This is a genomic window from Pseudanabaena sp. FACHB-2040 (assembly GCF_014696715.1).
Lineage (GTDB): Bacteria > Cyanobacteriota > Cyanobacteriia > Phormidesmidales > Phormidesmidaceae > JACVSF01.
This window is the reverse complement of the sequence record NZ_JACJQO010000001.1, coordinates 115,431-128,132: the sequence shown is the minus strand read 5'-3', so window position 1 is coordinate 128,132 and position 12,702 is coordinate 115,431. Positions and strand designations below refer to the sequence as shown.

At 53.2% G+C, this 12,702-nt stretch carries 15 protein-coding genes and 1 tRNA gene; 5 read left to right on the top strand and 11 right to left on the bottom strand.

The window, feature by feature from the left end; translation table 11 throughout:
- The first annotated feature begins 48 nt into the window (after positions 1 to 48).
- Positions 49 to 2,085, top strand: coding sequence for an elongation factor G (locus tag H6G13_RS00550; RefSeq protein WP_190481075.1), 2,037 nt, complete (start codon positions 49 to 51; stop codon positions 2,083 to 2,085).
- Between the two features lie 188 nt (positions 2,086 to 2,273).
- Here H6G13_RS00550 and H6G13_RS00545 read toward each other — a convergent pair whose 3' ends face one another.
- The 3 genes from H6G13_RS00545 to H6G13_RS00535 form a co-directional block, all read right to left on the bottom strand.
- Positions 2,274 to 2,660 carry a hypothetical protein gene (locus H6G13_RS00545; protein ID WP_190481073.1) on the bottom strand — a complete coding sequence of 129 codons (387 nt, stop codon included), beginning with the start codon at positions 2,658 to 2,660 and terminating at the stop codon, positions 2,274 to 2,276.
- Between the two features lie 71 nt (positions 2,661 to 2,731).
- Entirely contained in the window at positions 2,732 to 3,523 is a 792-nt protein-coding gene (locus H6G13_RS00540) for a Ycf66 family protein (protein ID WP_190481071.1), read from the bottom strand.
- A 411-nt stretch (positions 3,524 to 3,934) separates the two neighbouring features.
- On the bottom strand, positions 3,935 to 4,054 hold the full coding sequence (locus H6G13_RS00535) for a photosystem II reaction center X protein (protein WP_190481069.1): 120 nt from the start codon (positions 4,052 to 4,054) through the stop codon (positions 3,935 to 3,937).
- A 217-nt stretch (positions 4,055 to 4,271) separates the two neighbouring features.
- Here H6G13_RS00535 and H6G13_RS00530 point away from each other — a divergent pair, with 217 nt between their 5' ends.
- Complete coding sequence (locus tag H6G13_RS00530) at positions 4,272 to 4,556, top strand: YggT family protein (RefSeq protein ID WP_190481066.1); 285 nt, start codon at positions 4,272 to 4,274, stop codon at positions 4,554 to 4,556.
- Positions 4,557 to 4,685: 129 nt separating this feature from the next.
- On the opposite strand, the gene accC is transcribed toward H6G13_RS00530, so the two are convergent.
- The gene (accC, locus tag H6G13_RS00525; RefSeq protein WP_190481064.1) at positions 4,686 to 6,032 is read right to left on the bottom strand and encodes an acetyl-CoA carboxylase biotin carboxylase subunit; all 1,347 of its coding nucleotides are present in this window, start codon (positions 6,030 to 6,032) and stop codon (positions 4,686 to 4,688) included.
- Positions 6,033 to 6,287: 255 nt separating this feature from the next.
- Between accC and H6G13_RS00520 the strand changes: the two genes are divergently transcribed.
- Both H6G13_RS00520 and H6G13_RS00515 read left to right on the top strand, forming a co-directional pair.
- Positions 6,288 to 6,369, top strand: a tRNA-Leu gene (locus H6G13_RS00520).
- A gap of 122 nt (positions 6,370 to 6,491) precedes the next feature.
- Entirely contained in the window at positions 6,492 to 7,097 is a 606-nt protein-coding gene (locus H6G13_RS00515) for a chorismate lyase (protein WP_190481061.1), read from the top strand.
- Here the strand turns inward: H6G13_RS00515 and H6G13_RS00510 are convergent.
- A complete protein-coding gene (locus H6G13_RS00510; protein WP_190481059.1) occupies positions 7,094 to 8,053 on the bottom strand; it encodes a cation diffusion facilitator family transporter in 960 nt (319 codons plus the stop codon). The genes H6G13_RS00515 and H6G13_RS00510 overlap by 4 nt on opposite strands.
- Before the next feature lie 141 nt (positions 8,054 to 8,194).
- On the opposite strand from H6G13_RS00510, the gene H6G13_RS00505 reads away from it, so the two are divergent.
- Positions 8,195 to 9,028 (top strand): Cof-type HAD-IIB family hydrolase, encoded by an 834-nt coding sequence (locus H6G13_RS00505; protein WP_190481056.1) that lies wholly within the window; start codon positions 8,195 to 8,197, stop codon positions 9,026 to 9,028.
- 6 nt (positions 9,029 to 9,034) lie between these two features.
- Here the strand turns inward: H6G13_RS00505 and H6G13_RS00500 are convergent, their stop codons facing one another.
- From H6G13_RS00500 to H6G13_RS00475, 6 genes are all read right to left on the bottom strand, one after another.
- Positions 9,035 to 9,301 carry a hypothetical protein gene (locus tag H6G13_RS00500; RefSeq protein ID WP_190481054.1) on the bottom strand — a complete coding sequence of 89 codons (267 nt, stop codon included), beginning with the start codon at positions 9,299 to 9,301 and terminating at the stop codon, positions 9,035 to 9,037.
- A gap of 175 nt (positions 9,302 to 9,476) precedes the next feature.
- Complete coding sequence (locus tag H6G13_RS00495; protein ID WP_190481052.1) at positions 9,477 to 9,965, bottom strand: FAD-dependent oxidoreductase; 489 nt, start codon at positions 9,963 to 9,965, stop codon at positions 9,477 to 9,479.
- A 27-nt stretch (positions 9,966 to 9,992) separates the two neighbouring features.
- Positions 9,993 to 10,613, bottom strand: coding sequence for an antibiotic biosynthesis monooxygenase (locus tag H6G13_RS00490; protein WP_190481050.1), 621 nt, complete (start codon positions 10,611 to 10,613; stop codon positions 9,993 to 9,995).
- Between the two features lie 177 nt (positions 10,614 to 10,790).
- On the bottom strand, positions 10,791 to 11,246 hold the full coding sequence (locus H6G13_RS00485; protein WP_190481049.1) for an AraC family transcriptional regulator: 456 nt from the start codon (positions 11,244 to 11,246) through the stop codon (positions 10,791 to 10,793).
- A 95-nt stretch (positions 11,247 to 11,341) separates the two neighbouring features.
- A complete protein-coding gene (locus tag H6G13_RS00480) occupies positions 11,342 to 11,899 on the bottom strand; it encodes a thioredoxin domain-containing protein (protein ID WP_347277416.1) in 558 nt (185 codons plus the stop codon).
- Positions 11,900 to 12,045: 146 nt separating this feature from the next.
- The gene (locus tag H6G13_RS00475; RefSeq protein ID WP_190481047.1) at positions 12,046 to 12,687 is read right to left on the bottom strand and encodes a response regulator transcription factor; all 642 of its coding nucleotides are present in this window, start codon (positions 12,685 to 12,687) and stop codon (positions 12,046 to 12,048) included.
- Between the last annotated feature and the right edge of the window lie 15 nt (positions 12,688 to 12,702).

Genomic DNA, 12,702 nt, shown 5'->3' with positions numbered 1-12,702 from the left:
TTGGCTGGCTTTCTGCTGAGTGTCATTCAGAAAAATTGGGAGTGACCTATGAGCCAAAAAGTCTTGTCGGGCTCACGAAATGTGGCGATTGTGGGACCCTATTCCAGTGGTAAGACCTCCTTGTTGGAGAGCTTGCTATCGGTAACGGGAGCGGTCTCACGAAAAGGCAAAGTCAACGATGGCAACACCGTGGGAGACGACTCGCCGGAAGCCCGCAATCGCCAAATGTCTGTGGAAGTTAATGCCGCCAGTACTGAGTACGGCGGCATTCGTTTTACGTTCGTTGACTGCCCTGGCTCGGTAGAGCTACAGCAGGAAACGTTTAATGCGTTAGTGGGAGTAGATGCCGCCATTGTGGTTTGCGAACCCGATCCCGGCAAGGTGCTGACCCTATCGCCGCTGTTCCAGTTTTTAGATACCTGGGAGATTCCCCACCTGGTCTGGCTCAACAAAATGGATCGGGCAACTGGGAACTTCTCAGAAGTCCTTGAGGCGCTGAAGAATGTATCTTCTCGGCCTGTGATTCCCCACCAATACCCCATTCGGCAGAACCATGAGCTGGTTGGGTTTATTGATTTGGTGAGCGAGCAAGCTTACCACTACCATCCGGGTGCGCCTGCTGATCCTGTGCCTTTGCCAGAGTCGCTGCAGGCAGAAGAGCAGGCAGCTCGGGTAGAGATGCTAGAAACGCTAGCTGATTTCGACGATCACCTGTTGGAAGAGTTGCTAGAAGAGATTGAACCGCCTCAGGAAGAGATCGTTCAAGACCTGAAGCTGGAGTTGGGCGCTGACCTGATCGTGCCGGTCTTTTTTGGCAATGCGCTAGAAGATTACGGGGTGCGGCCTTTGCTAGAGGCGCTGGTGCGGGAAGCCCCTGAGCCTGTGGTTACCTGCGAGCGGCGCGGCCTTGACTGCGAGAGTGCGCAAGAAACTCTGGTGCAGGTGATGAAGACCTTCTTTACGCCGCAGGGGGGAAAGCTGTCGCTGGTGCGAGTGTGGCAGGGTCTGTTGACCGATGGCGAAGCCCTCAACGGCGAACGAATGGGCGGCATTTACGAGCTAAAGGGTCAGCAGCAGATAAGCCTGTCTCAGGCTGAGGCCGGATCCATTGTTGCGATCGCACGTCTCGAAAAAGCCCAAACTGGCGACGTCCTCTCTACTCTGGGAGCAGCGCCCGCGATAGAGCTGCCCAAAGCTGAGCGGCTAGATCCGGTGTATGCCCTTGCGATCGCACCCGAAAAACGCAGCGATGAAGTGAAGCTTAGTGGCGCGTTGACCAAACTGCTGGAGGAAGACCCCTCGCTGCAGTGGGAGCAGCACGGCGATACCCATGAAGTCATTCTCTGGGGGCAAGGCGACGTGCATCTGGGCCTGGCGATGGAGCGACTGGCCCGCAAGTACAACCTGTCCATGAGCACCCACCTGCCCAAGGTGCAGTACAAGGAAACCATCCGGCAGACCAAAGAAGAGATTCGGGGCCGCTACAAGCATCAGACTGGCGGGCACGGTCAGTTTGGCGATGTGTTTCTGACGATCAAGCCACTGCCACCGGGCTCGGGCTTTACCTTCAGCGACAAGATTGTGGGGGGCGTGGTGCCCAAACAGTATATTCCCAGCGTTGAGCATGGCGTGCGGGAGTATCTGAGCCACGGTCCTCTCGGTTTCCCGGTGGTAGATGTTGCCGTGACCCTAACCAACGGGTCGTACCACAACGTTGACAGCTCCGACCAGGCCTTTAAGCAGGCTGCCCGAATTGCCATGCAGGCAGGCATGCCTGCCTGCAGTCCGACCCTGCTAGAGCCCATTACGGCAGTAGAAATCTCGGTGCCTACTCACTTCACGTCCAACGTTTTGAAGCTGATTACCGGGCGACGCGGTCAAATTCTGGGCTATGAGGGCAAACCCGATTGGCCTGGCTGGGATTTGGTTTCAGGGCACATTCCCCAAGCTGAGATGCAGACACTGATTCTGGAGTTGCGATCGCTCACAATGGGCGTTGGCTTTTTCCGGTGGAACTACGACCACCTGCAGCCGGTTCCCGAAAAGCTGACTGAGCAAATCTTGGCGACCACTGGCCAAGGTTAGTGAGCCAAGAAGGTAGGGGCCAGGAAACCTGGCCCCTGCAACTCCTGTAGTTGGGTCAAGCAAAGCGCCGCCCAAACCTTCAAGGGTTAGCTCGGTTTCCCAGCTCAAAACCAACTTATTAGCATGACTTAGCGGAGTAATAGCTAGCAAAACACTGGCTATTGCTCCGCTAACAATAAAAAGCTCAGTCAATCCGGTGCCTGACCGTCTCGGCGACCCAACTCGTAAACGCCACAGCTCACACAGGCCAGCACGCCAACACTAACGGCCCAGCTGCGACCCAAGCCTATTTCAACACCATAGTTGAGCAGCCCGCCCACCACTAAAAAGGGCAATATGCTCAGCAGCGAAGCCACCAGAGCATACTGGTCGTCTCGTTGCTGGTGCGATCGCTTCTTCTCAGTTTGAGTGCTCCGCGTAACCTCTTCAGCAATGTTTAGCCATTGGTAGATCTGGTCAACAACCCGGTTACTTAGGGGAGAGAAACCCAGGTAAAGGGCCAAAGACCAGAGGGCAATGCCTGCAATATCAGCAGTATCTACAGAGCTTAAAAACGGCACCAGGGTAATCAACATGGAGGCAAGTCAGGAAAAGTTAGTCAAAAAAAATCCTTCCGAAGAAGGACTTAAATAGGTTGTTAAACCTTTTATCTCGGGTCTCCTGGGTTTAGACGATAGCGCTCGCTGTCTCCCCGAGGGCGTGAAGGGCGGCGGCGACGCAGCCGAACATCGGAGCGAGGGCCGCTGCTGTAGTAGGAGTCGCTTGAGTAAGCATCGCCCTGAGAATTTTGCCCGGTCGACGGATCATCTACAGGCTGACTGCGGTAGGAGGAATCCTGGTAGGGCTGGTCCTGGTAGGGCTGCTCACGATAGGACGACGGTGCCTGGTAGTTTCCTCGATCGTATTCCCCTTTGTCGTAACTCCCTTTGTCTGGGATGCCCTTATCGTAGTAGGCATCCTGGTCATAGGTAGAACGAGGTCTAGCCTGACTGGCCTGATCTTCGTAACCGTTTAGCATTGGCCGAGAGTAGCGGCGATCCGGAGGAATGTCGCGTCGATCTAGCTCTGCCCGAACGCTGGTTTGAGCCCCCGCTCCGTAGACAGGGCGAGACCGGCTAGGCCGATAGCTATCTCTACCTAAAGGCTCATCGGGAACAGCCTGCTGCCCATATCGATTGGTGACCGGCGTTCTAAGGCGAATATTTTGAATCATCAGGCTGGTGATCGTACCGACCATGATGAGCTGCTGAAACGACGGCAAAAGCTCCATCGTCAGGTGCGCTAGCAGAAATATCCCAGACAGCAGAAATAGAACTGCGTAGACCTTGTCGTAGTCACGCTCGTAGCCCGGCTTCAGCTTGTCTAAAAAGAACAGGGCGATTGCGCCAATAATCAGAAATATGCCGAGGAGCAGGGGAACAGGAGTACCGAAATTCACAGGGGATTCCTCTCAGGATGGCGACTCGACTAAAGAGCCGCAAGTTGCTAGAGCCGTTACAGCAGCAGGTCATAGGAAACGCCTGCCTTGGAACATCTACCGAGCCACTCAGACTAGTTACTAAGCACTGAGGTATATGCCTAAGCTGCGGCGACCTAGCTAGATCGCCAAGCCTATTCTAGCGAGCCTGGGCAGATTTGTCCCCGATGAAATCAAGCCTTTAGCGCTGCTGAACTAGCTCTTTTGGGCCCTTGATGGAAGCCTCTCAGGGAGTAGATGTGCCTTGAACCAGACGGCAGAGGAAATCAGACTTTGCTTTAGCAAGAAAAACTTCTATGGAAAAAACTAGCAAGGGCACACCGAAGTGCACCCTTAACAAGATTTGAACCTGTCTAGTTAGCTGCAGCCAGCCTAACCACGCTGGATCTTGTCCCGCTGGCTGAGAAAGAGAAGGACAATAGTAGCAGGAACAACAATGATGAACGCGCCTGCAACCAAGCTGAGGAGAAAATTGGATAACGAAGGTGTCATAACTCTGGTGTTCCCACTAAAGCTAGTAAAGGTCTGTTACTTATCTTATCGGTATGCTCGCCCTTTGAAAAGATTGTCAAGACTGGGATCAGGCAGGGACAAGACTTATAGAAGCCTAAAGAGTTTTGTCTTCCTAAACCAGAGGAGTTTACAAAGCTTTAAGATAATGAGAAGCGACTACTTAGAATTTTGAGTTCAGGATTGGGGTTAATCGAGTATGACTGCGACAGAGATAGCCAGTTGGGGTTTTGCATTAGGCCTGGGACTGATGACGCTGCTATTCCTCTTCCGAATTGTGCTCACCTGGTATCCCCAAGCTGAAATGAACAAGCTTCCCTTCAGCCTGGTGTATTGGCCGACTGAACCCTTCTTGATTCCCGTGCGCAAGGTCGTGCCCCCGATTGGTGGCGTCGATATCTCACCCATCATTTTGGTCGGCATCGTCACCTTGCTACGGGAGCTGCTGGTGGGCCAGCAGGGTATTTTGAGAATGCTGGGATAGGCAGGAGACGCGGAGAGAGGGGACGCGGAGACACGAAAAAATGAAGACGGAGGTCAGGCGAGTGGGAAGGTGAGCGACCCTGGGAAAGTCCCCTTAAAGCTTGAACCCCCGCGTTCCCGCATCTTTCCCCTAAATTCCCATCATTTGGTTCACAAAATTCGTATAAACGTTTCCTGATAGAAAGTCCTTATTTTCTAAAACTTTCTGGTGGAAACCAATGGTGGTGGGAACGCCGGTGATAGCGCACTCTCTAAGCGCCCGTTTCATGCGCCTAATAGCAGTCGGTCGATCAGGACCCCAGACGATGAGCTTGCCGACTAGGGAATCGTAGTAGGGCGGAATTTCGTAGTCGGTGTAGACGTGGGAGTCGATGCGGACGCCCATGCCGCCGGGAGCCAGGTAGCCACTGATGCGGCCTGGGTTGGGCCGAAAGTTATGGTCGGGGTCTTCGGCATTGATGCGGCACTCGATGGAGTGACCTCGTAGGGTCACTTCTTCTTGCTTGAGAGGCAGAGCTTCGCCTTGGGCAATGCGGATTTGCTCTGCTACCAGGTCGATGCCGGTGATCATTTCGGTGACGGGGTGCTCTACCTGAATCCGGGTATTCATCTCCATGAAATAGAAATGGCCGGAGCCATCAAGCAGGAACTCGACCGTGCCTGCTCCAACATAGTTGATGGATTTGGCGGCTCGAATGGCAGCGTCTCCCATTTTTTGCCGCAGTTCAGGGGTCAGCGCGGGACTAGGGGCTTCTTCTAGTAATTTCTGGTGTCGTCGCTGAATGGAGCAGTCGCGCTCGCCCAGGTGAATGACGTTGCCGTAGCTGTCTGCCAGAATTTGAAACTCAATGTGGCGGGGCCGCTCAATGAATTTTTCTAGGTAAACGCCAGGGTTGCCAAAGGCGGCTTCGGCCTCGCCCTGTGCTGCCATAAAGGCTCGGCTGAGCTCGCTCTCTTCTCGCACTAGGCGCATACCCCGCCCGCCGCCGCCCGCGGTGGCTTTGATAATGACGGGGAGGCCGATGTCTTTTGCGATCGCAAACGCCTCTTTCTCACTACTCAGCAGGCCGTCGCTACCGGGAACAGTGGGCACTCCCACCCGCAGCATGGTTTCTTTGGCGGTAGACTTATCGCCCATCGCCCGAATTGCCTCAGGGGAGGGGCCAATAAAAGTAATCTTGTGGTCAGCGCAAATTTCTGCAAACCGAGCATTCTCAGCCAAAAAGCCGTAGCCCGGATGAATGGCACTGGCGTTGCGAGTCAGCGCCGCCGCAATAATGTTGGGAATGTTGAGGTAGCTTTTGCTGCTAGGGGCCTCCCCGATGCAAACCGCTTCGTCTGCTAACTGCACATGCAGAGCGTGCCGATCTACCGTGGAGTGGACGGCGACCGTCGCAATTCCCATCTCTTCACAGGTCCGCAGGATGCGTAAAGCAATTTCCCCACGATTGGCAATCAGAATTTTCGAAAAATGCATCGGCTAGGTTAACAGTCAGAGAGAATTCGGCAAGCGCTCGGGTCAACTGCGGGTAGCTCATTGCCGCCGCCGGTCAACCTACAAAGCCTATGTTCTGAATCATACGACGGTTGCTCATCCTATCACGCAGTTTGGGAGCAGACGCGCCTGAAAATTAGTCAAATCCAATAACTCAAATTAATTTCCTCAAAGGGATCTTTTTGCGGTATTGTTGTAAATCGGAACTGACGACGTTTCTGGTCAAGTTCCTGACCTGCGGATGTGGTGGAATTGGTAGACACGCACGCTTGAGGGGCGTGTGGCTAACGCCTTGCGAGTTCGAGTCTCGCCATCCGCATGAATTTTTCCCACTTAAACTTTCCCATCACTGCTGAGTTCAACTGCCCTCTAGGGTTTAGCTGGTTGAACTCAGCAGTCAATAGTATGATTGAGCTAGAAGATAAACTTTTGTAACACATTTTGAGCACTGCCTATCAGCCTGTACCGGATGCCCTTGCCTCCTCCTGGTTTGCCTTAGATCCCCTCTGGGAGGGAGGTGAAACCGTGGTTCAAGGAGGGTTGCCCCATGATCAGCTGGCCCCCGCCTGGCAAATGCTGCTGCTGGGCGACGGTTCTCCCACCCGTCACCTGCACCTGCTGACGCGAGAGCGCACCGAGGTTGATGTAGTTGATATGTCGCCAGTAGGCATGAACCCCGATGGTGCTCCCCATATTCTCCGGGCAGTCCCTGGCCCCCGCTTACGTCGCCAGGTCTGGCTGCGCACAGCCTCCGGGCAACGGCTAGCCTACGCCACCTCCTGGTGGGAAGCCAGCCACGTAGACGAGTATTTGCAGAACCGCTCTCTGCCAATCTGGGCCAGCCTAGCCCGACTGCGCACAGAGCTTTATCGAGACGTGCAGGGCCTACACTATGGTCATTCTGAACCGTTAGAGGACGCTTTTGGAGAGCAAGGCCCCTTCTGGGGGCGACACTACCTTTTCTGGCACCACGGCAAACCCCTGACGCTGATTTATGAAGTCTTTTCGCCGTATTTGACGCGCTATTTAGGACCGATGCAGGCTTAGTTCCAATCTGCATGAGGCGGATACCCCGGAGAATCCAAAGGGTTGGAGTTGGCCGCGAATTGATTGGAGTATGACTGGGTTTCTTCTACCCAGATCTGAGCTCGCAAGGGTCCGTAGCGCTGGCGCAGGGCGGCCTCTATTTGCTCACCGATGTGTTCGGCTGAGTCCATAAACTCGGGGTGCAGGGCTAGGTGCAGTTCGATCCACACCTGACGTCCGACCATACCGCGTGAGCGGATGCGGATGCAGCGGGTGACGCCTTCGACCTGGGTGGCGGTGTGGGAGATTGCTTCTGGGGCAATGGCGGTGGGCTGAAGCAGCATAGGCAGTTGGGCATTGAGAACGCGCCACAGACTGCGCGGCAGTAGCGTCAGCAGCGCGATCGCAAATACCGGATCTAGCCACTGTTGGTCTTGCCGAATAGCGATCAGCACGGCCACCATGACTAGGCTCAGCCAGGCATCTTGCAGAAAGTGCTGCGTGTTTAGGCGCAGGGATAGGCTGTCGAGGGTGCGGGCCTGATAGCCGGAATAAATGCCTAGGGCCACAGTCAAAATGACCATGATGGCCGTGAACTGCACAATCTGAGGTTCGAGGCTGACAGGCAGGGCTGTGCGACTGCCGGTCATAACGCCATAAATCTGGCGCAGCGCAACCCACAGCAGACTGACTCCGGTAAAACCGAGAAAACCTGTCAACATGAGCGTTATGCCGACCTCTAGCCGACCGTGGCCCCACACTTCTCGACCCAAGGGCCGCTGGGGGGATGCGATCGCAATTAGGCTGAGCAGCGTGCTAAAGCCGTCTACTAGCGTATGCAGCGACTCGGCTAACAGGGTCAACGATTGGCTAGCCCACCCGGCACTGGCTTCTACCGTTAGGGTCAGCAGCACTGCCCAGAGGGTAGTCAACAGCAGTCGATAGGTAATCTGGCGGGGATGGGCGCTCTGGCTCATGAAGCAGGCTTTAGATTAAAGTACGCCTACAAGTGCTCAAGTCTACCCCCGATAGGTCAAGTTGTCCCCACTTGCCCCCAATCGCTTCGCAAATCTGGAGATAATAGAGAGCGTTGACGGGCCTTAGGGATACAAAAACGTATGACCGCTGATATTCGACTGCTGGTACTCGATATTGATGGCACCCTGGCCGGACACTCTAACCTGATTACCGAGCGGGTGCTAGATCGGGTGCAGGCGGTGCAGGCGCGGGGCATTAAGGTTGCGATCGCAACTGGGCGCATGTACCGATCGGCGCTACGGTTTCATGAAATGGTTCAATCTACCCTGCCGCTGCTGGCTTACCAAGGCGCGTTTATCAAAGACCCTCGCAGCCAAAAGCTGTTGCGTCATAGCCCCCTGCCCCGCAACCTGGCTTTGGAAATCTTGACCCATCTAGCCCCTCTAGAAGCCCAAAGTGCCCTTTCTATTCACCTCTATATTGACGATGCCCTTCATGTGCGGGCCGTTATCGACGATACCGTTGCCTATGCTGCCCGCTCCGGTGTAGAGCCGATTGCTGCCGGCGATCTGCATCAGCTGCTGCACCAGAATGGCACGCTGGAAACTACTAAACTGCTGGCCCTTAGCACCGATACTGCGCTGATTGCCGACCTGCTGTCTAAGCTGGGGCAGCAGTATGCTCCAGAAGAGGTGTACCTAACCCGCTCTGTAGACACCTTTTTTGAAGCAACTCACCCCCATGCCAACAAGGGCGCTGCCGTGCGCTATCTGGCAGAAGAACTGCTAGACCTCAGAGCCGATCAGGTAATGACCATCGGCGACAACTTTAATGACCTGGAGATGATCCAGTATGCAGGCATTGGGGTGGCAATGGGAGATGCCCCTCAACCGGTAAAAGATGCGGCTGACTGGGTTGCGCCGGGGGTTGAGGTCGATGGTGTCGCTGATGCCATTGAGCACTTCCTGCTCTAACCGGATCTAAGGTCCCCAATCTAGGGACTCGTCTTCATTGCCGGTCCAAAAGGCCATCCAGTCCTCCTCGGCTAGCCGCTGGCGGGTTTGCAGGGGCAGCCAGTTACTGGGGTAAAACCAGTCTTTTGCCTGCAGTCGCTGCTCCGGGGTAGCTTCTTCAAAATCTCGGCAGGGATTACTTTCTGGCCCTGTTGGATGGGGAGCGCAGACTAAATAGGGATTGTGGGCGTAAAAGCAGCAGCGATCGCAGCTAGACACAGGCAGTATGTTCATCCAAGATGAGCATCAGGGCTGGTTGTTAGCAATATAACTCGATAATGCCTGATGGGAGTAGAAATTAAGCGGAGCGAGCAGAAGCGTCAACCAGTGTCAAGACTTGCTGTTGTGCTAGTCAAAGAACCGGTCTTAGCAAAAGCAGGACAGCTTACGCTGTTTCAGCAAACTGATCTCAAGCCCTAGGTCGGGAAGGAGCGATGTTTGCTCCCGCGATCGCCGTAGTTTGAGCAGCTAGCTGGAGCCGGTTTCGCAAATGCTGACCTAGAGCAAAGACATCGTCTGGGGCGCGAAATGGAAAGGAATGGTCTTCTGCACCTGGTGTACCTAAATAGCCGGTCGTGCTGCCCAAGGCCATCACCAAATGGCGGTAGGAATACTGCAAGCCAGAGTTGAGCTGCACCTGCTTCTGACGTAGATCAATTGACTCAACCGCGCCAAGTACAAACGTCACGCCGCTGTTATGCAGTAGCTCATCATAGGTAGGACAGATCAGCTCCAGCTTAACCTCGCTGCTAAGAAGTTCGTAGAGCAATGGCTTAAAGACAAACGACCAAGAGCGATCGACCAAAATTACTGGGCAGGAACACTGTAGCTGTCGAAGATGCAGCGCTGTGAACAAACCAACAAAGCCACCGCCTAAGATCAAAATGCTGTCTGCCATGTTGTTTAAGTTGATGTTGTTTATTCGTTATCGCTGCTCAAACACGCCCGCGACTTCGTAAAGGTGAAACTCGTTTTCTGCTAAGCCTTGCCAATAGTCACGCACAGGCTTAAACCGCTCTTCCTTTAAAAGCAAATCAAATCGATCGAAATTACTCCAAAATCCGTAATTCATGGTACGGGTACCATCCAGCGATCGATGAAAATTAACAGATAGTAAATCAGGGTGTTGGAGTGAAATTTCTGGAATTTCTGCTTCAAGCGCAATCAGACGAGGTTGATTCTCTGGCAGCAAACGAAACTCGCCTAGATGCAGCAGACGTCCGGGCTGAATAGTTAAGTCTGCATCATCTGGTTTAGAAACTGCTACTTCATAGAGGTGGGTATCTAGTAGATCAAGCTCTTTATAGCCAGATTGAGATTTATTAAAATCAGTATAGTATTGCTCTTTTTGCCACTGGAGATAGCACATTGCTCTTTCCCCATCTATGCTGCGATGAATGCTGCCAGAAACACAACCTGATTGAGTTTTAGTCAGCCTAGATACATAGTTAGATAGCTGAGCAATGGTGTCTTGTTGATCCTTTGAAGCCGTCTTAAACAAGTCGATCGATGTCAGTAATTCGTTGGTTTTGCAAATAGCAGCCATCGGGTTACTCCAAAAACTCAATGCCGTATTTATGAGAGATCGCTACCATATCATCCAGATTTAAAGATTTCGGAGACCCCCGAACTGATTTACCGCTTGTCGTTGAAGTGCTTAGCTTGAATTACTTCACGTGATAGAGAATCTGTCCCGAAACATTTAGGCAAAGTCAATATTTGCTCAACAGCTTGTTGCCGGATTAGAAGATTGTTGGACAAATTGCTTTGGGCTAATTCCGACAAGGCGCTTAAAGTGACGAGATAGCTGGCTCTGATCAGCAAACCCTGTCTCCACTGCGACTTCGGCAACGCGAGAATTATCTTTCAACAGCAGGTGCTTGGCCTGTTCGATCCGCATCTGTAGCAGGTATTGATACGGCGTGACGCCCATAGATTCTTTAAAGAGACGACAGAAGTGAAATCGGCTCATATTGAGATGGGCAGCAATTGATCCTAGAGATATTTCATCTGTCAAGTGCTGATGAATATATTCGATTGCCTTTTGCAGTTTTAGTTGATCTAAGCCTTTGGGGCAAGTTAAAACCATTTCAGAAGTATGAACGGGTAAAAGATGATGTGCTATAGGAGCAGCCTGACTGGCTTTATCAAGAATTGAAGTAGAGAATTGAGTTGACATAAATGCCTCCAAAGCATTCTTCATGCAAGAGCGATCGCAACTACCGCTGCTTTCAATGAGTTCCCTTAGCAATACCTTTGCTTTGATTAATTGGACTAGGTACGATGGTCAAAGCATTGATCCTGGGGAACCTCACAGTGCTGCCTCAGGACTGACATCAGCGTGACTTTGTCCCAGCTGCCGTCGTAGCGGGTGCGGTTAATAAAGAAGGTGGGGGTGTGGTTAACCCCGCTGGCGATGCCGCTGGCAGTGTCTTGCTGCACACGGTCGGCATAAACACGGTCTGCTAGATCGCGCAAAAATTGCATCGCATCTAGTCCGATCACGGCTGCATATTCCACTAAATCAGCCGCTTCGAGCGCGTGCTGTTGGGTAAATAAGCAGTGGTGCATCTGCCAAAATTGACCTTGCCCGGCTGCGGCTTCAACAGCTTCTGCTGCTTGTTGGGCTTGGGGGTGAAGATCGGGGCAAGGAAAGTGGCGAAACACAAACTGTATCTGCCCCTGCAGCTGCTGTTGAAGGCTCCTAACAATTTGATGGGCTTCAGCACAGTGAGGACATTGATAGTCCCCATATTCCACTAGCGTAACGGCGGCTGTTTCCAATCCTTGAGAATGATCTCGGCTGCTGACAGGTAGCGCAAGGACAGTCACAGCGTTCTCCTGAACGATCTGTGCTTAGTTTGTGGGAAGTACTCAATTTTGGAATCAGACTAGAGATCTGAGTTTATTCCAGACAAAGGAGGAGGGGTTGCTCCAACTGAAGAGGGAAAATTTCTCCAACTTTAGTTGGGTTTTTTCTACAGCTTGGCCAGACCTCGCCGCAAAGCCAGAATCGCGGCCTGGGTGCGATCGCTCACCCTGAGCTTGCCCAAAATGCTGTTGACATGAGTCTTGACGGTGCTTTCAGCGATATTTAAGGCTTGGCCAATCTCTAAATTATTTCTGCCCTTGGCAATAAGCTGCAGCACCTCGCGTTCGCGACCGCTTAATTGGGGCAGCTCCATGCGTTCTGCCAGTTTTTCTCCTACATGGGGTGACAGATGCCTGCGTCCTTGGCAAACTTGCCGGATGGCCTCGATAATTTCTTCGCAGGGTGTGTCCTTCAGCAGGTAAGATTTTGCGCCTGCTCGCAGTCCTTGATAAATGTCCTCGTCGCCGTCGTAGGTGGTAAGCAGAATAATGCAGGCAGTGGGAAACTCGGCCCGGATGGCTGCGGTTGCCTCAACGCCGTTGAGCAGAGGCATTCGCAGGTCTAAGAGCGCAACATCGGGCTGATGCTGACGGAAGAGGTCGGCCGCCTCTTGCCCATTACTGGCTTGAGCGACCACTGCCATATCCTCTTCACTGTCTAGAATCAGGGCCAGCCCCTGACGCACTACAGGATGGTCATCGGCCAAGAGGAGGCGAATTGAGCTGGACGAGGACAGGGCTGCAGACATGGTAAATGCAGGCTG